Source organism: Mesorhizobium sp. M7A.T.Ca.US.000.02.2.1, assembly GCF_003996995.1.
In the GTDB taxonomy this organism is placed as follows: domain Bacteria; phylum Pseudomonadota; class Alphaproteobacteria; order Rhizobiales; family Rhizobiaceae; genus Mesorhizobium.
Window position 1 is genome coordinate 7,501 of record NZ_RZTT01000008.1, and the last position, 23,519, is coordinate 31,019.

The following is a 23,519-nucleotide window of genomic DNA, read 5'->3' on the forward strand; positions in this document are numbered from 1 at the left end:
GTTCCTGCGGTTAGACGGAAAGACCCCGTGCACCTTTACTATAGCTTTACATTGGCATTCGTAGTGGCATGTGTAGGATAGGTGGTAGGCTTTGAAACCTGGGCGCCAGCTCAGGTGGAGCCACCCTTGAAATACCACCCTTATTACTATGGATGTCTAACCGCGGCCCGTTATCCGGGTCCGGGACAATGTATGGTGGGTAGTTTGACTGGGGCGGTCGCCTCCTAAAGAGTAACGGAGGCGCGCGATGGTGGGCTCAGAACGGTCGGAAATCGTTCGCTGAGTGCAATGGCATAAGCCTGCCTGACTGCGAGACTGACAAGTCGAGCAGAGACGAAAGTCGGTCATAGTGATCCGGTGGTCCCGCGTGGAAGGGCCATCGCTCAACGGATAAAAGGTACGCCGGGGATAACAGGCTGATGACCCCCAAGAGTCCATATCGACGGGGTTGTTTGGCACCTCGATGTCGACTCATCGCATCCTGGGGCTGGAGCAGGTCCCAAGGGTATGGCTGTTCGCCATTTAAAGCGGTACGTGAGTTGGGTTCAGAACGTCGTGAGACAGTTCGGTCCCTATCTGCCGTGGGTGTAGGAATATTGAAAGGATCTGTCCCTAGTACGAGAGGACCGGGATGGACGGATCTCTGGTGGACCTGTTGTGGCGCCAGCCGCATAGCAGGGTAGCTATATCCGGACGGGATAACCGCTGAAGGCATCTAAGCGGGAAACCCACCTTAAAACGAGTATTCCCTGAGAACCGTGGAAGACGACCACGTTGATAGGCCGGGTGTGGAAGAGCGGCAACGCTTGAAGCTTACCGGTACTAATAGTTCGATCGGCTTGATCGTTCTCATTCCTTATGCTCATCGCTCCAAATCGGAGGATGACAGGCACAAAAAAGACCAGCGAATAGCCCCGAGAGGCACCCGACAGCTCCGCTGCCGATGCCTCTTTGTGCTCCTTCGCTCAAAAGCTTCTCGAACAACGTGCGTTTTGCCGACCTGGTGGTTATGGCGGAGCGGCTGCACCCGATCCCATTCCGAACTCGGCCGTGAAACGCTCCAGCGCTGATGGTACTTCGTCTCAAGACGCGGGAGAGTAGGTCGCTGCCAGGTCTGCTAAACGCACGTTGAACTCACATCCAATCGGATGGAGTGATATCTTCTCTTTATGAAATGGCCCGCCAAGGGATCACGGGCCGCGTAAGCGGCCCTTTCATTTGGTCAGCCATATACCTATCTGTAGGCCTCGGCTTACACAAAAAAGCAAGCAAACGCTTGCTTAGGAACGCAAGCAAGCGCTTGCTTAGATTAGCAAGCAAACGCTTGCACAAAAGGTGACGCGGGGTGGAGCAGCCCGGTAGCTCGTCAGGCTCATAACCTGAAGGTCACAGGTTCAAATCCTGTCCCCGCAACCAAACCTCACTAAACAAACAGCCCGCCTCGTGCGGGCTCTTTTGTTTTTTGCCCTGGTGCCGGGGTTTAACCCGTCATCAGGCTCCCCCAAGCAGGCCAAGCCCAAGCCGCAAGACAGAAAACTCAAATCCTCTCCCCAACCAAACTTCGGTAAGCAAACGGCCCGCCAGGACCAATGCCCGCCGGCCGTTCGCATTCGGGGACAGTCGAAGGTTCTCGGAATACTCCGGGTGGTCAAGGCTGCTGTAAGCCGACGAAGCAGCAGACTTCTTGGCCAAGCGACATGGAGAGCGTCACGCCGCGCCCGGAACAGATGCTATCAAAGACAAGATCTGGGCTTCACGTGATAAGACGCGGCCGGCGGGAGGGCACCGCGCGAACTCCTGGGTGCCGATACTCCAACCACACTCCCCGGTTCGCGGCCAAAAAGGCGGAAAGGCCTTGCCTGGCCCGTACGGCACCTTGGCGGCCTGCGACCAGCTTCGTCGACCGGAGCGTAGACTCCCCGGAAGTATGAAATATATTTCAACATGTGAATTATATTGACAAGGTGCGCCGAGGCTGTAATGTCCCAATCGTCGGCTTTCGGAGGAAGGTTGGCATCATCAAATCCATACGGCAGCGCTCGCTGAGCGCCTGCGACGGTCATTGAGGATGGCTTCGGCCAAGGGAGGAAACTTGCGCAAATTTCTGAGCACGCTCGCAATCGCGGCGGCTGCATCGACCTGCTTTGGGTCGATGCAGGTACGCGCCGAAACCCCAAACCCGTTCAAATGCGAGCCGGGTGAAAAATACGTCATGAACGTCATGGTCTCGGGCGTCGAATACTGGTTCCCGGTCTACGAAATGTTCAAGCAGGCCGGCCAGCAGTTCGGCTGCGAGACCGCCTATACGGGTACGCCGGAATACGACGTCAACAAGCAGATCGCAACCTTCGACCAGGCACTGGCGCAGAAGCCGGCCGGCATATTGGTGCATCCGATGAACTCCGATCCGTTCATCGAGCCGATCAACCGCGCCATCGAACAGGGAACCGCGGTGGTGACCTTCGCCGCCGACTCGCCGAATTCCAAGCGCGTCTCCTACATCACTTCCGACAACAATGCCGAAGGCACCTATGCCGCCGACGCCGTTGCCAAGGCGATGGACGGCAAGGGCGAATATGCGGTGCTGGAGAATCCCGGCCAGGACAACCACGACAAGCGCGTCAACGCGTTCGTTGCCCGCATGGAAGCCAAATGGCCTGACATGAAGCTCGTCGGCCGCGCCGCTTCGAACCAGGATCCGACCAAGGCCTATCAGGCGGTTCTAAGCCTGGCGCAGGCGCATCCTGATCTTGGCGCCGTGTTCATGCCGGAGGCCAACTCGGCCATCGGCGCTGCCCAGGCCGCCAAGGAAGGCGGTGGCAAGATCCGCGTCATGCTCGCCGACGTTAATGCCAAGATCCTCGACATGATCAAGGCCGGCGAGATCTTCGGCTCGGTCAACCCAAACCAGGGCATGCAGGGCTATATGGGCTTCATGCTGTTGTGGATGGCCAAGCATCCCGGCCTGATCGATCCGATGAACGACGCCAAGCGTTCGGGTTTCAACCCAATGAGCGTGCCCTTCGTCGACAATGGCTTCTCCATCGTCTCCAAGGACAATGCGGACGACTTCTACTGGGACAAGTACCTCAAGCGTCGCGGCACCAAGGGCATCGAGGAATAGTCTCGATCTCGCCGCCGGCCTCGGCATGGCCGGATTAACCGGGAAGGAGGCTTCGGCCTCCTTCCTCCCCCCGCAGGTTCATCGCAGGAGCACGGCGTGACCCAGGCGCCCATTCTTGAAATCCGTGGCCTGTCCAAGGCGTTCGGCGCGGTCAAGGCGCTGAGCGACGTACGGTTCGAGCTGCGGCGCGGCGAAATCCATGCACTGTGCGGAGAGAACGGCGCCGGCAAGTCGACGCTGATGAACATGATCGCCGGTGTATTGCAGCCCGACGAGGGCGACATCCTGATCGATGGTGAGCGCATTTCGATCCACTCGCCCGCAGCCGCGCAACGTCTCGGCATTGCGCTTGTCCACCAGGAGATCGCGCTCTGTCAGGACGCGACGGTTGCCGAAAACATCTACATGGCCGCGATCAACAGCCGGCGCGCGCCGCTGATGAATTTCCAAAAACTCTACGCCGACGCCCAGAAGGTCATGGACCTGCTCGCGCCCATTCCGGTGCGTACCAGGGTTGCCGACCTCTCCATTTCCAACCAGCAGCTTGTCGAGATCGCCAAGGCGCTGACGCTCGACTGCAAGGTGCTGATGCTTGATGAGCCGACCGCGGCGCTGACCGAAAGCGAAGCGCAGCGCCTGTTCTCGATCGTGCGCGGGCTCAAGGAGCGTGGCATTTCGGTGGTCTATATCAGTCACCGCATGGCCGAGATATTCTCGCTGTGCGACCGCGTCACCGTCTTCCGCGACGGCCGCTACGTGGCGACCGATCCGATCGCAACCGTCTCACCGGACGATGTCGTACGCAAGATGGTGGGCCGCGAAATCACCCAGCTCTATCCCGACAAGCTGGCGCCGCAGGAGCCTGGGCGCCTGCTTCTCTCGGTCGAGGGGCTTTCCGATGGCCGCCGTTTCGCCGACGTCGATCTGCAGCTTCGTGCCGGCGAAATTCTGGGCATAGGCGGCCTGATCGGCGCCGGCCGCAGCGAGATCGCGCAAACGGTCTGTGGCCTGAGGCCAAGGACGTCTGGAACCGTCGCGCTCGACGGAAAGCAGCTCCGGCTGCGCGGTTATGGCGATGCGGTCAAGGCGGGGCTGGTCTACCTTTCCGAGGACCGCAAAGGCTCCGGCGTGTTCCTCGATCTGCCGATCGCCGCGAACATCTCCGCGCTCGACCTCGCCAGGCTGACCGGGCGCCTCGGCCTGCTTGACCGCAAGGCCGAGGATCGTCAGGCGAAGGAGCTGACCGGCAGGCTCGGCGTGCGCATGGCCGGCATCGATGCCGCCGTCTCGACGCTGAGCGGTGGCAACCAGCAGAAGGTTGCCATCGCCAGGCAGCTGTCCGTCAGTCCCAAAGTCATCATCATGGACGAGCCGACGCGCGGGATCGATGTCGGCGCCAAGGTCGAGATCCACCGGCTGCTGCGCCAGCTTGCCGGCAGCGGTGTCGGCGTCATCGTGATCTCGTCGGAACTGCCGGAGCTGATTGGCTTGTGCGACCGCGTTGTCGTGGTGCGCGAAGGCAGGATCGCCGGCGAACTCACCGCCAGCGAGCTCGGCGAGGAAGCCATCATCATGCTCGCCTCTGGCGTTCAAGACAGTTCAAATCAAAGGCAGGCCCAGAATGTCGCCTAGGGAATCAGGAGAAGCGCTCGTGCACGCCGAGATCAAGGCCGCCGGGCGGCGCATCAATTTCGCTCAGCTCGCCTCGATGCGCGAGGCCGGGCTGATCGTCATCATCCTGGCGCTGTGCATCGCCATGAGCTTCGCCTCGCCGCACTTCCTGACATGGGGCAATTTCCGCGCCATGCTGATGAGCTTTTCCATCGAAGGCATCGTCGTCGTCGGAATGACGATCCTGCTCATCGTCGGCGGCATCGACCTTTCCGTCGGCTCGGTCGTGTGTTTCTCGATGGTGGTCTCGGGTGCGCTGTTCCTTGCCGGCCTCGATCCCTGGACGGCAAGCCTGATCGGCATTGGCGTCAGTGCGTTGATCGGCGCGGCGATGGGCTTCTTCGTCACGGTGATAGGCCTCAACCATTTCATCACGTCGCTGGCGGCCATGGTCATCGTGCGCGGCATGTGCCTTGTGGTCACCAAGGGCACGCCGCTGTCGCTGTTCACCCTGCCGCCGGCCTTCAAGGCCATCGGCCAGGGCAGTTTCAACAACATCCCCTATGTCATCCTGATCTTCGTCGTCGTGGTGGCGATCTTCGACTTCCTGCTGCGTCGCGCCACGGCCTTCCGCAAGGTTTTCTACACTGGCTCCAACGAGAAGGCCGCGCAGTTCTCCGGCATCAGGACCAATCAGGTGAAGTTCTGGGTCACGGTGCTGTGCTCCACCCTCGCTGGACTGGCCGGTGTGATCTACATGGCGCGCTTTGGCGCGGCGACGCCGACCTTCGGCGCCGGCATGGAGCTCAACATCATCGCCGCGGCCGTCATCGGCGGCGCTTCGCTGAATGGCGGCTCGGGCACCATCTTCGGGGCGATCCTCGGCATGGCTCTGCTATCGGTGGTGACGAGTTCGCTTATCCTGCTCGACATCTCGGTCTATTGGCAGGACATGATCAAGGGATGCATCCTGCTGGCAGCGGTGTCGATCGATCACTTCCTGCACCGCAAGAAGTCCTGAACCTCAAAGGCAGCGAAGCAAGACCATGGCTCCTCCCAACACCCGCGACGACATCGCTGCTGTTCGTCAGATGCACCAGGCGCTTGTCCTGCACTATGTCGAAGGCAAGACCCAGGCCGAGATCGCCGGGGAACTCGGCATCTCGCACGCGACCGTCAACCGGTTGATCAAGCGCGGCCATCAGCTCGGCCTCGTCGAGATCAAGATCAAGTCGCCGATCGACCATCTGGTCGACCTGGAAGCGCGGCTGGTTGCGCTGGGCGGCATCGAGCGGGCGATGGTGGTGCCGTCGGTCTCCGAGAATCCGCACACGGCCCTGCAGCGGGTCGGCGAGGCGGCGGCTGGGCTGCTGCTCGACACCATCAAGGACGGCGACACGATCTCGATCACCGGCGGCAAGGGCGTCAGCGCGCTGGTCGCCGGTCTCAAGCCGGGGCGCCGATACGACGTCGAGATCATTCCCGCAACCGGCCTGGTGCAGGGCAAGCACTACACCGACGTCAACCACGTCGCCTCGCTGATGGCCGACAAGCTCGGCGGCCGCGCCTATCAGATCCATGCGCCGCTGTTTGCCGACACCGTGCAGCAGCGCGAAATGCTGATGGGCATCAGCTCCGTCGCCGACGTGTTTCGCAAGGCGCGCGAGGCGGATGTCGCGGTGGTGGGTGTCGGCTCCATCCTGACCGACGATTCCAGCTACTACGACCTGCATCCGTCCTCGAATGCCGATCGCCAGGCGATCGAGAAGTCCGGGGCGACAGGCGAGCTGCTCGCTCATCTCATCGACCGCCAGGGCAAGCTTTGCAACTACTCGCTCAACCGTTCGCTGGTCTCGTTGACGCTTGACGAGTTCGCGACCATCCCGCGCTCGATCGGCATTGCAAGCGGCCCCAGCAAGGTCGCGCCGATCCTCGCCGCCCTGCGCGGCAACCATCTCGACACCATCGTCACGGACGAGGCCACGGGGCTCCAGATCCTCGAGCTGGCCGAACAGGAGGTAGCATGAATTCTCGACAGATCCAGCGGCAGATCGGCAAGTCCGGCATATCGGCGTCGGCCGTAGGCCTGGGCACCTGGGCGATTGGCGGGTGGATGTGGGGCGGCACCGACGAGAAGGAGTCGGTCAGGGCGATCGAAGCCTCGATCGATGCCGGCCTCAGCCTGATCGACACAGCGCCGGCCTACGGTCTTGGCCGCAGCGAGGCGATCGTCGGCACCGCCATCAAGGGCAAGCGCGACAAAGTGGTGATCGCGACCAAATGCGGGCTGAACTGGCATTCGGGCAAGGGCGGCCATTTCTTCGATCAGGACGGCAAGCCTGTGCATCGCTATCTCGGCGCCGACGGCATCGCCTATGAGGTCGAGCAGAGCCTGCGCCGTCTGGGCACCGACTACATCGACCTCTATATCACCCATTGGCAGGACCCGACGACGCCGATCGCCGAGACGATGGCGGTATTGGAAAAGCTCAAGGCAGCCGGCAAGATCCGCGCCATTGGCGCCAGCAACATCAGCGCCGAGGATCTTGGCCATTATATCGACGCCGGCCAGCTCGATGCGATCCAGGAGCGCTATTCGATGATCGACCGCGACCTCGAGAGTAACCTGCTGCCGATCACCCGCCGCCATGACATTGCCACCCTCAGCTACTCGTCGCTGGCGCTGGGCCTGCTCACCGGCACGGTCGACCCAGAGCGCACATTCGGCGGCGACGACCAGCGCAAGGACAACCCACGCTTTTCCACGGCCAACCGGCAGAAAGTCGCAAAGCTGAAAGAGGCCATCGCCCCGATCGCCGAGAGCCACCAGGCGTCGACGGCGCAGATCGTCATCGCCTGGACGCTCGCCCAGCCGGGCATCACCTTCGCGCTGTGCGGCGCGCGCAATCCCGAACAGGCGCTCGACAATGCACGGGCCGGCGAGATCACGCTTGCGGCAAGCGAGCTAGCGGCGATCGACGCCGCGGCAGCCGCGCATCTCACCGCGATGGATGCCTGAGCAAAAAAGGCAACAGCCCCGATGAACCGTAGTCATACGTTAGCCGGTCTGCGCGACCGGCCTGATATCGCCGTGCTCGTCATCGGTGGCGGCATCAACGGCATCAGCGTCTTTCGCGAACTGGCCCTGCAAGGCGTCGATGTCGTGCTGGCGGAAAAGGGCGACTATTGCAGCGGCGCCAGCGCCGCCCTGTCGCGCATGGTGCATGGCGGCCTGCGCTACCTTGAAAACGGCGAGTTCAAACTGGTGCGCGAATCGCTGCTCGAACGCGACCGGCTGCTGAGAAATGCGCCGCACTATGTGGCCCCTTTACCGACGACGGTGCCGATCTTCGACATTTTCTCGGGTCTCGCCAACGGTGCGGTGCGTTTCCTGGGGCTGACGCGGCGGCCCAGCCGGCGCGGGGCGCTGGTCATCAAGGCCGGGCTCGCCATGTATGACCTTTTCACTGCTGCACGGCGTTTGATGCCGACGCACCGGTTCAGGGGCCGCGCCGAAACCCTGAAGACATGGCCGGCGATCAATCCGGCGATCCGCAATTCGGCGACCTATTACGACGCTTGGGTAAGTCGGCCCGAACGCCTCGGCCTGGAGATGCTGCTGGACGCCATGGCGAGCGCGACGAATGCCCGCGCCTTGAACTACGCTCAGGCGTCGTCGACCGGCGACGGCCTTGTCATCACCGACACGCTGACCGGCGAAAAGTTGCCGGTGCGGGCGCAACTGGTCATCAACGCCACCGGCGGCTGGATCGACCTGACCAACAAAGCCATCGGGGCGGCGGCGCAGACTATGATGGGCGGCACCAAAGGCTCGCATCTGATCGTCGACAACGCAGAACTGTTCGACGCGCTCGGCGGCCACATGGTCTATTACGAGAACGAGGACGGACGCATCTGCATCCTGTTTCCCTATCTAGGCAAGGTGCTGATCGGCTCGACCGACATCCGGGTCGACGATCCGGACCAGGTCCGTTGTGAGGAGGACGAGCAGCGCTACATCCTGCAGTCGCTCGCTTTCGTCTTTCCCTCGATCAAGGTTAGCGATGACCAGATCGTGTTTCGCTTCGCAGGGGTACGCCCGTTGCCCGCCAGCGAGGACAGTTTTACCAGCCGAATACCGCGCGATCATTTTTGCGAGTTCGTAGAAGCGAGCGGGCATCTGCCGGCGACACTGTGCATGATCGGCGGCAAGTGGACCACCTTCCGTTCATTTGGAGCGCTGGCCGCCGACATGGCGTTGAAGCGGCTTGGGCTCGCGCGCGGCAAGGGCACGCAGGACATGGCCATCGGTGGCGGCCGCGATTTTCCCGCCGATCCGGACGCCTGGTGCGCGTCATTCGCCGCAGAGCATGGCCTGCCGGTCGAGCGCGCGCACACACTTCTGCAGCGCTATGGCACGTCGGCCAGGGATTTCGTTTCGCACCCCGCGGGCGAACAGATGCTGCCGCAGTCGGACTATTCGGCAAGCGAGATAGGGCGCATCATCGAGCGCGAGCAGGTCGAGTGCCTCGCCGACCTGTTCCTGCGCCGCACCACCATCGCCATTTCGGGTGGTCTCAGCGTCGACCTCGTCAATGCCGTTCTCGACATGCTGGCGGCGCACAAGGGCTGGAGCGCCAGCGAGGCCGCCACCGAGCGCTCGACCTTCCTCGCCTTGCTGGCCGACCGGCACGGCATCGATCTCCAGACGCATCAAAGGAGCGCCCTATGCGCATAAACAAGAAAGTCCGCATGAACCGGCTGTTCGGTGGCGGCCGCTGCCTCGACGTCGCCATCGATCACGGTGTCTGCAACGAGCCGAGCTTCCTTGCCGGGCTGGAAGACATGGCCGGTGTGGTCAACCAGCTGGTCAAGGCCGGCCCCGACGCCATCCAAATGAACTACGGCCAGGCCGATCTGCTGCAGACCGTGCCTGGCAAGGACAAGCCGGCGCTGGTGATGCGCATCGACATGGGCAATCCCTATAACAGGATACGCCACCGGGCGATGTGGGCGGTGCTGCAGAACGAAGCCGAGCCCTTGCTTGGCGCCATCGAGATGGATGCGGCTTGCGTCGTGGTCAATCTGTTCATGCTGCCCGACGAGCCGGACCTGTTCCGGCAATGCGTGCAGAATATCGCCCGCGTGCGTGCGGATTGCGAGAAATACGGCCTGCCGCTGATGATCGAGCCGCTGGCCATGCTGCCGGTCGCCGAGCATGGCGGCTACATGGTCGACGGCGATGCCGAAAAGATCGTCACCTTGACTCGGCTTGCCCGTGAAATGGGTGCCGATATCGTCAAGGCCGATCCGACCACCGATCCCAACGATTTCCACCGCGTCGTCGAGGCGGCGCGCTGCCCGGTGCTGGTGCGCGGCGGCGGCAAGGAGGATCTGCGTGCCGTGTTCGACAAGTCGGCCGCCTTGATGGCACAGGGTGCGCTTGGCATGGTCTATGGCCGCAACATCTACCAGCACGCTAACCCGAGCGCTGTCGTGCGCGGGCTGATGGCGATCATTCATGACGATGCCGATGGCGGCGTGGCCTGGGATCTGTACAACCAGGCTTAGGCTGCGGCCTCGGGAGGCGCCAATGGCAAGCTACATCCTCGGTCTCGATGCCGGCAACACCGTCATCAAGGCCATCCTCTTCGACCTGTCCGGCCGCGAACTGGCATTCGCCGCCCGTGACGGCCGCTCGTCCATGCCAAAGCCCGGACATGTCGAACGCGACCTCGACGAACTCTGGCGCAACGCGGTTTCGGTCATCGGCCAATGCATCGCTGAAGCCGGCATCGACGCCGGCGAGATAGTCGCCATCGGCTGCGCCGGTCATGGCAACGGGCTCTACGCGCTCGATCGCACGGGCGCGCCATTGATCGGCATCCAGTCGCTCGACACACGCGCGGTCGACATCGTCGCCGAATGGGCAAAACAGAATGTCGGCGACCGCACCTATGCACATTGCCTGCAACGGCCGTGGGCGGCGCAGACACCGACCCTGCTTGCCTGGCTCAAGCGCTTTTCGCCGGCTTTGTTCGCCAACATCGGAACTGTGTTCCTGTGCAAGGATTTCGTCGTCAACCGCCTGACAGGTGCGCGCAGCAGCGATACTTCAGACATGTCGGGCTGCGGCCTGCTGCAGATGCGGGACCGCCGCTACGAGCCGGACCTGCTTGCCGCCTACGGGCTCGGCGATTGCATGGACCTGCTGCCGCCAGTGCTGGAATCGGCCGACATTGCCGGCCATGTCAGCGCGGAGGTGGCGGCCCTGACGGGACTTCGCGCCGGCACGCCGGTCGTCGCCGGGCTGTTCGATGTCGTCGCCAGCGCGGTCGGTTCGGGCGTGACCAGAACCGGTGCCGTCTCGGTTATCGCCGGAACCTGGAGCATCAACCAGGTCATCACCGACGAACCGATCCGCGACCCTTCGATCTTCATGCTGTCGACTTTCGATCGCCAGCGCTATCTGGCGATCGAATCCAGTGCCACCTCGGCCGCCAATCTCGAATGGATCGTTCGCGAATTCCTCGAACATGGTGGCGAAGCCGGCAAGTCGCCGTTCGAATTGTGCAGCGAACTGGTGGCGTCCGTCGATCCCAACAGCGACATCCCGATCTATCATCCCTTCCTTTACGGCTCGCAGCAGAATGGCCATGCGCGCGCAGGCTTCTATGGCATCGCCGGCTGGCACAGCCGAGCCCATCTGCTGCGTGCGCTGTTCGAGGGCGTTGCCTTCGAGCATAAGCGCCATGTCGAGACCTTGCACAGAGCGGGCGCTGATTTCGACCAGGTGGTGCTGTCGGGCGGGGGCTCGCGCAGCAGCGTCTGGCCGCAGATATTCGCCGATGTGCTCGGCGTGCCCGTCACCGTGGCGCGCAGCCGCGAAACCGGCGCGCTGGGAGCGGCGATCGCGGCGGGCACCGGCGTCGGCATTTTCGCGGACTACAGTGCCGGTGCAGCCGCCATGACGGCGGCGGCCCGACATTTTGTACCCAACGAGGCGGTTGCCGATGCATATGCGGGGCGGTATCGACTGTACGGCGAGATCAACCAGGCGATGACCCCGATGTGGGAGCGCATCGCCGGACAGCAGGCGCGCACGTGACCGAAGATCCACCGTCCCCGTTCGGCAATTACGATTACGTCATCGTCGGCGCCGGTTCCGCCGGCTGCGTGCTCGCCAACCGGCTCTCCGCCGATCCGCGCAACAATGTGCTGCTGCTCGAGGCCGGGGGCAGCGACCGCTATCACTGGGTCGATATCCCGATCGGCTATCTCTTCTGCATGGGCAACCCGCGCACCGACTGGATGATGAAGACCGAGCCGGAATCCGGTCTCAACGGACGCAGCCTCAACTATCCGCGCGGCAAGGTGCTCGGCGGCTGTTCATCGATCAACGGCATGATCTACATGCGCGGCCAGGCAGCCGACTACGATGGCTGGCGTCAGGCCGGCAATGCCGGCTGGGGCTGGGACGACGTGTTGCCCTATTTCCTCAAATCGGAAGACTATCACGGCGGCAAAGGCGCCATGCACGGGAGCGGCGGCGAGTGGCGGGTCGAACGGCAGCGGCTTTCATGGCCGATCCTTGACGCCTTCCGGGACGCGGCCGAGGAACTCGGCATTCCGCGCACCGAAGACTTCAACACCGGCACCAATGAAGGCTCGGGCTATTTCGAGGTCAACCAAAGGAAGGGCGTGCGCTGGAACACGTCGAAGGCGTTTTTGCGCGGCATAGCGGGGCGCAAGAACCTGCGCGTGGTGCTCGGCGCGGAGACCGAACGGCTCGAATTCGACGGCCGGCGCGTCACCGGATTGGTTTTCCGCCAAGGCGGCCGCCTGCACCAGGTCCGCGCTGGACAGACGATCCTTGCGGCCGGCGCCATCAACTCGCCGAAGCTGCTCGAACTGTCGGGGGTGGGCTGCCCCGACCTGCTTTCGAGCATCGGCGTGGATGTTCGTCACGCCTTGCCGGGCGTTGGAGAAAATCTGCAGGACCATTTGCAGATCCGCACCGTCTTCAAGGTAGCCAACACCGCCACGCTCAACCAGCGCTACCACAATCTGGTCAGCCGTGCGTCGATGGGGCTGGAATACGCGCTCAAGCGCAGCGGGCCGCTGTCGATGGCGCCGAGCCAGCTCGGCATCTTCGCCAGGAGCGATCCGCGCCTCGCAACGCCCGATCTCGAATATCATGTGCAGCCGTTGAGCACCGACCGTCTTGGCGAGCCCCTGCATCGCTTTCCCGCGGTCACCGTCTCGGTCTGCAACCTGCGTCCGGAAAGCCGGGGCAGCGTGCACATGGGTTCAGCCGACGCGCGGGAGGCGGCGAAGATCCGGCCGAACTATCTTTCCACCGGGGGAGACCGCAGCGTGGCCGTCGCGTCGTTGCGTCATGTCCGCAGTTTGATGAAGGCCCGGGCGGTGGCGCGCTTTGCGCCGGAAGAGATGCTGCCCGGCAAGCAGTATGACAGCGACGAAGAGCTCATCCGCAAGGCCGGCGATATCGGCACGACGATCTTCCACCCCGTCGGCACCTGCAAGATGGGGTCGGATACGATGGCGGTGGTCGACGAGGCCCTGCGTGTTCACGGGCTTGGCGGGCTGCGCGTGGTCGATGCCTCGATCATGCCGACAATCGTCTCGGGCAATACCAACTCGCCGGTCGTCATGATCGCGGAAAAGGCAGCCGAGATGATCCTGCAAGAGGCCCGCTGACCGCCATCGGCTTCAGGCCGCGGCAACACCGCGCGATCGCCGTCTCTCGGCCGCCGCGAGCAGATCGACAAAGGTGCGCACCTTGGCGGGCCGGAACCGGGCCGGCGGAAAGACCGCGTGGATGCCGCCTGACGGCAAGCTCCAGTCGGCAAACACCGGCACCAGCCGTCCTTCGGCGATATCGTCGCTGACACTGTAATCCGGAAAGACGCCGAGCCCGATGCCGGCGAGCACGCAAGCCAGGGCGGCGGGGCTCTTGTCGCACATGATCACCGGATTGAGCTCGGTCAGCACCGTCTCGCCATCCCTGGAAAACAGCCATTGGCCGATGCCGCGCAACTGGGTGTTGCCGACCCAGGCCAGCGATCTTGCCTGGCGCGGCGTCACATCGGGCGGCAGGCTCGCCGCGAAGCCAGGGCTCGCCACCACGATCTGCCGGATCGCCCCAGGCGCCGCGCCTGGTTCGAGGAATCGGTGAGCCAGCCGACACGGATGCCGAGATCAATCTGCTCGTCGACCAGATTGGCGACCGCGTCGTCGAAGATCGCCTCGACGCGCATGTGCGGATAGGTTCTGAGATAGGCCGCCATGACCGGAGCTACCATCTTGGTGCCGTAGTCGAGTGGCGCTGTCAGCCTCAACGTTCCGCTCGGTTCGACGGCCCCGCGCGAGATTTCGCCATAGGCCGCCTCCGCTTCCCGCAGGATGATCATCGCGCGGTCATAGAAGAGGCGACCCTCTTCGGTCGGCGTGACACGCCGGGTCGTGCGCTGCAGCAGCGTTGCGCCCAGCTCCTCTTCGAGCTTGCCGATCTGATGGCTGACCACGGCCTTGGCGACGCCAAGCCGGTCGGCCGCGGCGGTGAACGAGCCGGTTTCCGTCACCGTGGTGAAGTAGGCGAGCCGATTGAGGTTCAGAAGTTCGGCCAAGCTGGCTGCCCTTTGTATGATCAAATCAGACAGTTTGTACAATTGGGCGCCATTTATCGCAAGGCTGCCGTCTGCCACATATGAGCGACGGCCTCGACGAGTCAGGTGGCCGGGCAGGAATGGCAGCGACTATGACCAATTCAGAAGTGACCTATCTTTTCGATCCGCTCTGCGGCTGGTGCTATGGCGCCACCCTGATGCTCGACCGGTTGTCGGCCGCCGGCCTGAACGTCGAACTGCTGCCGACCGGCCTGTTTTCCGGCGCCGGCGCGCGTCCGATGGATGAAGGCTTTGCGGCGCATGCCTGGGCGAACGACCAGCGCATCGAGCGCCTGACCGGACAATCCTTCACGCCGGCCTACCGGCACAATGTCCTCAATGTCCGTGGGACCCTGCTCGATTCACATGCCGCCACACTCGGCATCAGTGCCGCTGGCCTGGAAGATCCCAGCCGCCGGCTTGCGGCGCTGAAGACGATCCAGCATGCGCGCTATGTAGAAGGACGCGATGTCGTGACGATCGGCGGTGTGGCCGAGGTGCTCGCCGCCGCCGGCATGGCGGACGCCGCCGAAATGCTCAAGGCGCCGACCGAAACATTGCTGACGGCTCACCGCGATCTGGTTGGCCGTGGCCGTGCGCTGTTCCAGCGCCTGCATGCCGATGGCGTGCCTTCGCTCTCGGTCATCCGCAATGATGCGCCCCGGCTCATCGGTTCGAACGCGCTGTTCGGCAGCTTCGACAATCTTGTCGCCCATATCGCGGCGGCGTGATCCCATCCTCCAGACCCCCAACAAGAAATAAGGAAACAGACATGGCAAAAGTCGCTCTCATTGGTGCATCGGGCGCCGTCGGTTCACGCCTTCTTAGGGAACTCTCCGATCGCGGCCACACCGTCACCGGCATTGCGCGCAACCCGGAAAAGATCGTCGCGCTTCCGGGCGTGACGGCCAGGAAAGGCGATGTCTTCGACAGACAAGGTCTCGCGGACCTGATCCGCGGCCATGACGCGGTGATCAGCTCCGTGCATTTCCTGGACAGCGATGCCGATACGCTGATCGAGGCGGTGCGAGCCTCCGGCGTGAAGCGCTATCTGATCGTCGGCGGCGCCGGCAGTCTCGAAGTCGCACCGGGCAAGCGGCTGGTCGATAGCCCCGACTTCCCTGATATCTACAAGGCCGAAGCGCAGAAGGGCGCCGACTTCCTGGACAGATTGAAGACGGTCGACGACCTCGATTGGACGTTCCTGTCGCCATCCGCCATGTTCGTGCCTGGCGAGCGCACCGGCAAATTCCGCCTCGGCAAGGATACACTTCTCGCCTCCGATAAGGGCAGCAGCATTTCCTTCGAGGACTATGCGATCGTCATGGTTGACGAGATCGAGAAGCCGGCCCACATCAGGCAGCGCTTCACCGTCGGCTATTGAGCGAACCGGTGGTGGCGGCCGGAACTCAATCGAGGCCGGCCGACGCCAGCCGCATCAGGGTCCGGTTCAATCTCGGTGCTGCCGCCACCAGCGCCTTGCCGATGGCCGATTGCGGTGCGTCGATGACGGTTTGGGCATCGCCGTTTTCGGCAATCCGGCCGGCGTCGAGAAGGATGACGCGGTGGGCGACCGACCTGATGACGCCGAGATCATGTGAAATGAAGAGATAGGCGATCTTTTCTTGACGTTGCAGGTCGAGCAAAAGCTTGAGGATCTCTCCGCGCACGGAGACGTCGAGCGCCGACGCCGCCTCGTCGAGCACGATCAGCGACGGCTTCGTGGCGATGGCGCGCGCAATGGCGACGCGCTGCCGCTGGCCGCCGGAGATTTCATGGATGGCACGCGGGGCGAGGTCCGCTATCAGCCCGACGCGCTCCAGCAAGGCGGCGATGCGGCGCGGGCGCTCGGCGCGGGAGGCGATGCCATGGACGCGCAAGGGATCGTCGAGCACACGCGCCACCGTGGCGCGCGGATTGAAGGCGGCCAATGGGTCCTGGAACACCATTTGCAGGCGTGCGCGGCGTGCTCGCAGCGCGGCGCCGCTCAAGGCCAGGAAATCACTGCCCTCGAAGTCGATGCGTCCGTCGTCCGGCTCGATCAATCGCAGCACCAACCGCGCGATCGTCGACTTGCCGCTGCCGGAAGGTCCGGCCAACGCCAGCGTCTCGCCGGGGTCGATGTGAAAGGAGACATCGTCGACGGCGGCGATGGTCTTGTCGCCTCGACGGTAGCACTTGGTGAGGTTGGACACCGCCAGCAGGCTCATGCGTGGAGCCCGGCTCGGTCCAGCAACGGCCTGGTGTCGAGGCCTATATGGGCGTCGAGCAATGCACGCGTATAGTGCTGGGCCGGGGCGCCGACAATCTGCGCCGTCATGCCAAGCTCGACCAACTGGCCATGACGGAAAACAGCGATACGCTCGGCAAGCTCGGCCGCCAGCGCGATGTCGTGGCTGATGAACAGCAGCGTCATGCCGTCTTCGGTCACCAGGCGCCTGATCAAGGCGACGATCTCCGCCTGCACGATGGTATCGAGCGCGCTGGTCGCTTCGTCGGCGATCAGCAACTTCGGACCGGCCGCAATGGCGGCGGCGATCGCCACACGCTGCTTCTGGCCGCCGGAGAGTTGATGCGGGAAGGCGCGCAAGGCCGAGTCCGGATCCGGCAGGCGGACGCGCTCGATCAGGCTTTTGGCCCTGGCATAGGACTGGGACCAGGTGAGGCCGAGATGCGTGCGCGCTACTTCGGCGATTTGCTTGCCGATGGTCATGACAGGATCGAGGCTGGCGGAGGGGTCCTGGAAGACGAAGCCGATGTCGCGGCCGAGGCGGGGGATGTAGCTCTGTTTGAGGGAAGACTTTCGGACTTCGCGCCTTACGAGGCCCCCCTCTGTCCTGCCGGACATCTCCCCCTCAAGGGGGGAGATTACGCCCTTGTCTCCACTTTCGCCCATCGCCAGAGATGCAGAAAGAGGGCCTGCGGGGGAACTGCCAATCTCCCCCCTTGAGGGGGAGATGTCCGGCAGGACAGAGGGGGGTGCCTTGGCGCCAGAGGGTGGCGATGATGGCAAGAACCAGTCGATCCGCCCTCCAATCCTGGAGGATCCCGGCAACAGCCCGGCAATCGCCAGTGCCAGCGTGCTTTTGCCTGAACCGCTTTCGCCGATGATGGCGAGGCGTTCGCCATTGGCAATATCGAGGCTTACACTCCTCAGCGCTGCCACCTCATTGCTGTCACGGCGGTAGGTCACCGTCAGGTCGCGGATCGAAGCGAGCGTGGTCACGACAGGCCTCTCCTGACTGCTGTCGTCTCGACAATGCCTTCGCCGGCGAGATAGACGCCGAGCACGGTCAGCACCAGCGCTATGCCCGGGACAATCGACAGGAAGGGCGCGGTACGCAGGACAGCGCGGCCTTCGGCGATCATTCCGCCCCAGGTGACCCGGTTGGGGTCGCCGAGGCCGAGGAACGACAACGCCGCTTCGGTGAGGATCGCGGCGGCGACGATCACCGACGACATCGCCAGCACCGGCGGCAGGGCATTGGGCAGCACCTCGCGAAAGGCGATCGCCAGCGGGTGCATGCCGATGACCCTGGCCCCGGCGACATAATCGCGTTCGCGAATGGAGAGGACTTCCGCGCGGGCGACCCGGGCAGGTCCGGTCCAGGTGCCGAGCGCGATGGCAATCACGACGACGCCGAGCGACGGTCCGACGACGCTGACGAAGGCCAGTGCCAGCAGGAAGCTCGGCACGGTCTGGAAGGCGTCGGTGATGCGCATCAGCACCTCGTCGACGAGGCCGCCGGCAAAGCCGGCCAACGTGCCGACCACGGCGCCGACGACAAGTGCGGCGGCCGCAGCCGCGAGCCCGACAGCCAGCGATGTGCGGGCGCCGTGGAAAAGCTCGGCCAGTACGTCGCGGCCAAGCCGGTCGGTGCCGAGCGGCAGCGACCAGTCCTGGAACGGCGGCAGCAGCGCCGGGCCGGCGATGGCCTGCGGATCTCCGGGGAACAGCAGCGACGCCGACAGCGCCATGGCGATCAGCGCCGCCAGGAGCATGGCGCCGGTGACCGCCTCGGGCGTGCGCAGAAAGCGGCGGAGCGGGCTCATGCGCCGGCCTCGCTGGCGCCTACGCGCGGATCGAGGAAGGCGTAGGCGATGTCGACGAGCAAATTGATGACGATGACCAGGACGGCGCTGGTGAGGATAATGCCGAGCAGAAGCGGCGTATCGCGGGAGGCGACCGCCTCCTGCGCCAGCCGGCCGAGGCCGGGCACGGAAAAAACGCTCTCGATGACGACGCTGCCGCCGAGCATCTGCGCCGACTGCAGGCCGAGCATCGTGACCAGCGGCAGCAATGCATTGCGGGCGACGTGGGCGAGCACGATGCGGCGGCGTGACAATCCTTTGGCGCGTGCGGCCAGGACGAAATCCTGCCGCCAAACCTCGGCCATGCCGGCGCGCATCATGCGCAGATAGAGCGCCAGGTAGATGAAGCCGAGGGCGGAGACGGGCAGGGCGAGATGGACGGCGATGTCGGCTGCGCGATCAAGGCCGGTCTTGTCAGAGGCCAGGGTTTCGATGCCGCCGATCGGCAGCCAGCGGAGGTCGACGGCAAAGACGATGATCAGCACCAGTCCGAGCCAGAAACCCGGCACGGCATAGAGCGCCAGCGAGCCGATCGACAGGAAGCGGTCGCGGAAGCTGCCCGGACGCGCGCCGGCATAGATGCCGAGTGCCGAGCCGAGCCCGAAGGAAAGCGCGGTGGCGCTGACCATCAAAAGCAGCGTGTTGGGCAGGCGTTCGAGGATCACGTCGCGGATCGGCCTGGAGAAGGTCACCGACTGGCCGAGATCGAGATGCAACAGCGCCCAGAGGTAATTGGCGAGCCGCGTCAGCTCCGACTGGTCGAGGCCCCAGCGATGACGCAACAATTCGATCATGCCGGCGTCGCCACCGGTCGAGACGATATAGGCATCGACCGCATCGCCGGGGGCAGCTTCGAGCAGCAGGAAGGTGCCGACGACGACGATCAGCAGCACGAAGATGCTGCCGACAAGGCGACGGCGGATGAGCGTGAGGGCGCGGGTCATGGAGATGACATGAGGCTGCGTGGACCTGGAGAGGTGCGGTGTCTAAGCACCCCCCTCTGTCCTGCCGGACATCTCCCCCTCAAGGGGGGAGATTGGCTGTCATTTTTGGCTGCGCCAATCTCCAACGTTGAAGAATTTGCGAGACAGACAAGCTGCTGATCTCCCCCCTTGAGGGGGAGATGTCCGGCAGGACAGGGGGGGGCCTCGTAGGGCTCAAAGCCTACGATGATTTCGCGAATTTTCATCCGCGCAATTGTCTCACGATTCCAAATACGTGTCCGCCCAGTTCGACACTGCCCAGCGCGGGTTGTTGGCAATGTTGCCGACGGTGTCGCGGGCGACGCTGATAAAACTCCATTCGGCGACGTTGATCAGCGGCAGGTCGGTGGCCACCTCCTTCTGGAATTCCTTGTAGAGGTCGGTGCGGGCTGATGTATCGAGCGTCTCCGATGCCTTGGCGATGAGCGCATCGAGCGCGTCGTTCTTGTAGCCGCCCTGGTTCGAGAACGGCACGCCGTCCGGAATGCCGCTCTGCACCAGGATGGTGGTCGAGATCGCCGGGTCGCCGCGGAATACCGGCGGACCGACCGCGAGGTCGAAGGCGTGGTCGGTGTAGACCGCCTTGATGTGCGCGGCCGAGTCGTTGTTGACCAGCTGAGCATCGATGCCGATGGCGGCGAGCGCCTGGCGCAGATAGTCGCCGAACTGCTTGGTCTCGTTGAAATAGGGCGCAGGCAGCAGTTTCAGCGAGAAGCGGTTGTCGTCAGCGCCCCTGACGTAGCCAGCCTCGTCGAGCAGCGCGTTGGCCTTGGCGACGTCGAAGGCATAGGTCGGCACGTCGGCGGTGTAGAATTGCGGATCATTCTTCGGCACCGGACCGGTGGCGGTCGCGGCATAGCCGAGGAACACCGTCTTGACGACGAAATCCTTGTCGATGGCATGCGCGATCGCCTGGCGCACCTTCACGTCGGCCAGTTCCTTGCGGCGATGGTTGATCTCGACGACAAGCTGATAGGTCAGCCCTTCGTAACCCTTGGAGATCACCTTCAGGCCCGGCACTTTCGAGATGCGGTCGAGGTCGGCCAGCGGCACGGCGGAAAAGGCTGCGAGCTGGATCTCCTCGGCCTCCAGCGCGCTCGCCGCTGACGTGCGATCCGGCAGCACTTGATAGATGATCTCGTCGAGATAGGGCTCGTCCTTGCCCCAGTAGTCGGCGTTTTTGGTCAGCCGGTAATATTGGCCGGCCTTGTACTCGCCGAATTTGAACGGTCCGGTGCCGATGGGCGCGTTGTTGGCCGGGTTGTCCTCGATCTTGCCGACCTCATAGATGTGCTTCGGCACCACGCTGCTCAGCGCCGGCAGCGCGTTGCGGATCAGCTGGAACGGCGTCGGCTTGGCGAATTTGAACACGGCGGTGAGATCGTCGGGCGTGTCGACGCTGGCCAGATCCTTGAACACAGTGCGGCCGAGATTCTGCAGCGGCTTCCAGATCTGCAGCGCCGAAAAGGCGACGTCGGCCGAGGTGAACGGCTTGCCGTCATGCCATTTGACGCCGTCGCGCAGTTTGAACGTTACCGAGAGCCCGTCGGCGGCACCTTCCCAGCTCAGCGCCAGCCGTGGCGCGAGACCGTCCTTGCCGTCGAAGGAGGCTTCGGCCAGCGTTTCGACGATCTTGCTGGAGATGAAGAAGACGCCGTTGGAGGCGACGATCGCCGGGTTGAGGTTGCGCGGCTCGGAATCGGCGGCAAGCACCAGCCGCCCGCCCCTCTTCGGCGTCTGCGCCCAGCCCGGTGCCGGCATGGCGGTGGAGGCCAGCAGCATTGCCGAGCCGGCAAGCATCGTGCGTCTGGAAATCGTGAAACCTGACATGATCGAACTCCGTCCTCTCCGCGACCCGGTCGGGTGCGCCAATACCCCTCAGACGCCGGCAAGCCCACCGGCATCCCTTGCGGCGGCGATTATGAGCCTTGCCGAGGGTTTCGCCAGAGACGGAATTGGCGCATCCTCGCTTGGCTTTGAAATTTTCGTCCGCTGGACCAGTTTGGAGGGCGTGGCTCAATTTGATCATTCTGGTAGGACCAGATTGGTTGAATATGCGACGAATGACAGCACGGAGACATAGAGAGGCGACATTTCATCTCTTTCTGGCTGGACCAGAACGAGCAAAATGGTGCAGATTTGACCGCTGCCAAGGGATCGGGAGCGGAACAGCGGCGATCCGGCAATTCAGGGAGAGAGAGATGAACATTGCTCCGGGCAAGAATGCGGTCGGCAATATCCCGTTCGACCAGGCAAGGGTCGACCGGCTGATGGAGGAGGCCGGCATCGATGTGCTGCTCGCCACCTCCAAGCACAACACGCAATACCTGCTGGGCGGCTACAAGTTCATCTTCTTCGCCGCCATGGATGCGATCGGCCACAGCCGGTATCTGCCGATCGTGGTGTACGAAAAGGACGGACCGGACCATGCCGCCTATATAGGCAACCGCATGGAGGGCGGCGAGCATCAGAACAATCCGTTCTGGACGCCGACGCTGCACGCCGCCTGCTGGGGCACGCTCGACGCCGCCAACCTTGCGGTCGAGCATCTGCAGAAGATCGGCAAGGCGGGCGCGCGCATCGGCATCGAGCCCGGCTTCCTGCCGTCGGACGCCTATACGCTGATCCGCAAGGCGTTGCCGGACGCCAGGCTGATCGATGCGACCGATATGCTGGAGCGCATGCGTGCCATCAAGACCGATGCCGAACTGGAGAAGCTGCGCACGGCCTCCGAACTGATCACCGATTCCATGCTGGCAACCATTGCCTGGGCACGCGAAGGCACGACCAAGGGCGAGATCATCGAACAGCTGCGGCGCGAGGAAACCAATCGCGGCATTCATTTCGAATATTGCCTGCTGACGCTGGGCTCCAGCCACAACCGCGCCGCCTCGCCGCAAGCATGGAAGAAGGGCGAGGTTCTGTCGATCGATTCCGGCGGCAATTATCACGGCTATATCGGCGACCTCTGCCGCATGGGCATTCTGGGCGAACCGGACGCCGAGCTCGAGGATTTGCTGGCCGAGGTCGAGACGGTGCAGCAGGCGGCCTTCTCAAAGGTCAGAGCGGGCACGCTGGGCGGCGACATGATTTCGCATGCCGAGGGCGTGCTGAAGGCTTCGAAGGTCGCGCCCTACACGGATTTCTTCGCCCATGGCATGGGGCTGATCACACATGAGGCGCCGTTCCTGATGACCAACCACCCGGTGACCTATGAAGGCACCTATGCGGCCAAGCCGCTGGAGAAGAACATGGTGCTGTCGGTGGAGACAACCATGCTTCACCCGACGCGCGGCTTCATCAAGCTGGAGGACACGCTGGCGGTTACTGAGGGCGGCTACGTGATGTTCGGGGACCGTGGCAGGGGATGGAACAGGGGCGGGATCTCATAGAACCCAAGGCTGGCGCCGCCCCTCATCCGCCTGCCGGCACCTTCTCCCCGTATAGTGACGGGGAGAAGAGGGCAGCCGCGCCCTCGGCACCTATTTGCGGCGTTTAAAATTGGCGAAAGCGCCGGTGACTGCGTCTTTCTCCCCGTCACTATACGGGGAGAAATGTCCGGCAGGACAATGAGGGGCAGCGCTACCCTAGAACAAGTTCATCACTGCCCCGGCGCGATCAGCCTGAAATCCGGCAGCTCGCGCAAAACCAGTTCAGGCCCGGCCGGCGAATAGACGACGAAAAGCTGCATCGGCCCGTCGCCGGTGTTGAGCGTCGAATGAAAGCGGCTTTCCGGGACATAGATGGTGCAGCCGGGGCCGACTTTTGCGACCACCGGATTGCCCTTTTCGTCCTCGACCATCTGCTCGCCATGACCGGAGATGACGAAGATGATTTCTTCCGCGCCCGGATGGTTGTGGCGCGTGTGACCCTTGCCGGAAGGCAGGTCCACCACACCGCCGGAAAACCGGGTTGCGCCATTCACTTCGGGCGCCACCGTCAGCGCCAATTTTCCCCAGTCGAAGCCGAAGGCGCTGACGTCCTTCGGGTAGACAAACATTTTGCTCTTGTCGGTCATCT

The 23,519-nt window shown here is 63.5% G+C and carries 18 protein-coding genes, 1 tRNA gene, 2 rRNA genes and 1 pseudogene (1 of these 22 running past the window's edge); 15 read left to right on the plus strand and 7 right to left on the minus strand.

Annotation, left to right across the window (positions count from 1 at the left end; all coding sequences use genetic code 11):
• From EOD15_RS01765 to EOD15_RS01820, 12 genes are all read left to right on the plus strand, one after another.
• Positions 1-847: ribosomal RNA gene (locus tag EOD15_RS01765) — 23S ribosomal RNA — on the plus strand; it begins 1,975 nt to the left of the window's first position.
• 152 nt (positions 848-999) lie between these two features.
• Positions 1,000-1,114 (plus strand): 5S ribosomal RNA (gene rrf, locus EOD15_RS01770).
• A 225-nt stretch (positions 1,115-1,339) separates the two neighbouring features.
• Positions 1,340-1,416: transfer RNA gene (locus EOD15_RS01775), tRNA-Met, on the plus strand.
• 676 nt (positions 1,417-2,092) lie between these two features.
• Complete coding sequence (locus tag EOD15_RS01780) at positions 2,093-3,124, plus strand: substrate-binding domain-containing protein (protein WP_013529471.1); 1,032 nt, start codon at positions 2,093-2,095, stop codon at positions 3,122-3,124.
• Between the two features lie 96 nt (positions 3,125-3,220).
• Positions 3,221-4,756, plus strand: coding sequence for a sugar ABC transporter ATP-binding protein (locus tag EOD15_RS01785; RefSeq protein WP_127408252.1), 1,536 nt, complete (start codon positions 3,221-3,223; stop codon positions 4,754-4,756).
• 76 nt (positions 4,757-4,832) lie between these two features.
• Positions 4,833-5,756 carry an ABC transporter permease gene (locus EOD15_RS01790; protein ID WP_245463119.1) on the plus strand — a complete coding sequence of 308 codons (924 nt, stop codon included), beginning with the start codon at positions 4,833-4,835 and terminating at the stop codon, positions 5,754-5,756.
• A gap of 25 nt (positions 5,757-5,781) precedes the next feature.
• Positions 5,782-6,762, plus strand: coding sequence for a sugar-binding transcriptional regulator (locus EOD15_RS01795; RefSeq protein WP_127321031.1), 981 nt, complete (start codon positions 5,782-5,784; stop codon positions 6,760-6,762).
• The gene (locus EOD15_RS01800) at positions 6,759-7,754 is read left to right on the plus strand and encodes an aldo/keto reductase (protein WP_127321030.1); all 996 of its coding nucleotides are present in this window, start codon (positions 6,759-6,761) and stop codon (positions 7,752-7,754) included. The genes EOD15_RS01795 and EOD15_RS01800 overlap by 4 nt, the downstream gene beginning before the upstream one ends.
• Before the next feature lie 21 nt (positions 7,755-7,775).
• Positions 7,776-9,473: a glycerol-3-phosphate dehydrogenase/oxidase gene (locus EOD15_RS01805; RefSeq protein ID WP_127321029.1), complete on the plus strand. Its 1,698-nt coding sequence runs from the start codon at positions 7,776-7,778 to the stop codon at positions 9,471-9,473.
• A 14-nt stretch (positions 9,474-9,487) separates the two neighbouring features.
• Complete coding sequence (locus tag EOD15_RS01810) at positions 9,488-10,306, plus strand: aldolase (protein WP_185928963.1); 819 nt, start codon at positions 9,488-9,490, stop codon at positions 10,304-10,306.
• Positions 10,307-10,328: 22 nt separating this feature from the next.
• The gene (locus EOD15_RS01815; RefSeq protein ID WP_127408253.1) at positions 10,329-11,843 is read left to right on the plus strand and encodes an FGGY-family carbohydrate kinase; all 1,515 of its coding nucleotides are present in this window, start codon (positions 10,329-10,331) and stop codon (positions 11,841-11,843) included.
• Positions 11,840-13,456 (plus strand): GMC family oxidoreductase, encoded by a 1,617-nt coding sequence (locus EOD15_RS01820; protein ID WP_127322453.1) that lies wholly within the window; start codon positions 11,840-11,842, stop codon positions 13,454-13,456. The genes EOD15_RS01815 and EOD15_RS01820 overlap by 4 nt, the downstream gene beginning before the upstream one ends.
• 12 nt (positions 13,457-13,468) lie before the next feature.
• Here the strand turns inward: EOD15_RS01820 and EOD15_RS01825 are convergent.
• Positions 13,469-14,463, minus strand: a pseudogene (locus EOD15_RS01825) (LysR family transcriptional regulator).
• Between the two features lie 53 nt (positions 14,464-14,516).
• On the opposite strand from EOD15_RS01825, the gene EOD15_RS01830 reads away from it, so the two are divergent.
• Together EOD15_RS01830 and EOD15_RS01835 are read left to right on the plus strand one after the other, a co-directional pair.
• A complete protein-coding gene (locus EOD15_RS01830; protein WP_127322454.1) occupies positions 14,517-15,155 on the plus strand; it encodes a DsbA family protein in 639 nt (212 codons plus the stop codon).
• A gap of 41 nt (positions 15,156-15,196) precedes the next feature.
• Positions 15,197-15,808 (plus strand): NAD(P)-dependent oxidoreductase, encoded by a 612-nt coding sequence (locus EOD15_RS01835; RefSeq protein WP_127322455.1) that lies wholly within the window; start codon positions 15,197-15,199, stop codon positions 15,806-15,808.
• A 25-nt stretch (positions 15,809-15,833) separates the two neighbouring features.
• Here EOD15_RS01835 and EOD15_RS01840 read toward each other — a convergent pair whose 3' ends face one another.
• The 5 genes from EOD15_RS01840 to EOD15_RS01860 form a co-directional block, all read right to left on the minus strand.
• A complete protein-coding gene (locus EOD15_RS01840; RefSeq protein WP_127408254.1) occupies positions 15,834-16,634 on the minus strand; it encodes an ATP-binding cassette domain-containing protein in 801 nt (266 codons plus the stop codon).
• Positions 16,631-17,650, minus strand: a complete 1,020-nt coding sequence (locus tag EOD15_RS01845) for an ABC transporter ATP-binding protein (RefSeq protein ID WP_245463547.1) — start codon at positions 17,648-17,650, stop codon at positions 16,631-16,633. The genes EOD15_RS01840 and EOD15_RS01845 overlap by 4 nt, the downstream gene beginning before the upstream one ends.
• Positions 17,647-18,477, minus strand: coding sequence for an ABC transporter permease (locus tag EOD15_RS01850; protein ID WP_127322012.1), 831 nt, complete (start codon positions 18,475-18,477; stop codon positions 17,647-17,649). Before EOD15_RS01850 ends, EOD15_RS01845 begins: the two co-directional genes overlap by 4 nt.
• Complete coding sequence (locus EOD15_RS01855) at positions 18,474-19,460, minus strand: ABC transporter permease (protein WP_127322011.1); 987 nt, start codon at positions 19,458-19,460, stop codon at positions 18,474-18,476. Before EOD15_RS01855 ends, EOD15_RS01850 begins: the two co-directional genes overlap by 4 nt.
• A gap of 258 nt (positions 19,461-19,718) precedes the next feature.
• Positions 19,719-21,329 carry an ABC transporter substrate-binding protein gene (locus tag EOD15_RS01860; protein WP_127322010.1) on the minus strand — a complete coding sequence of 537 codons (1,611 nt, stop codon included), beginning with the start codon at positions 21,327-21,329 and terminating at the stop codon, positions 19,719-19,721.
• A 371-nt stretch (positions 21,330-21,700) separates the two neighbouring features.
• Between EOD15_RS01860 and EOD15_RS01865 the strand changes: the two genes are divergently transcribed.
• Entirely contained in the window at positions 21,701-22,891 is a 1,191-nt protein-coding gene (locus EOD15_RS01865; protein ID WP_127322009.1) for a Xaa-Pro peptidase family protein, read from the plus strand.
• Positions 22,892-23,100: 209 nt separating this feature from the next.
• Here EOD15_RS01865 and EOD15_RS01870 read toward each other — a convergent pair whose 3' ends face one another.
• Positions 23,101-23,517: a cupin domain-containing protein gene (locus EOD15_RS01870; protein WP_127322822.1), complete on the minus strand. Its 417-nt coding sequence runs from the start codon at positions 23,515-23,517 to the stop codon at positions 23,101-23,103.
• Positions 23,518-23,519 lie beyond the last annotated feature (2 nt).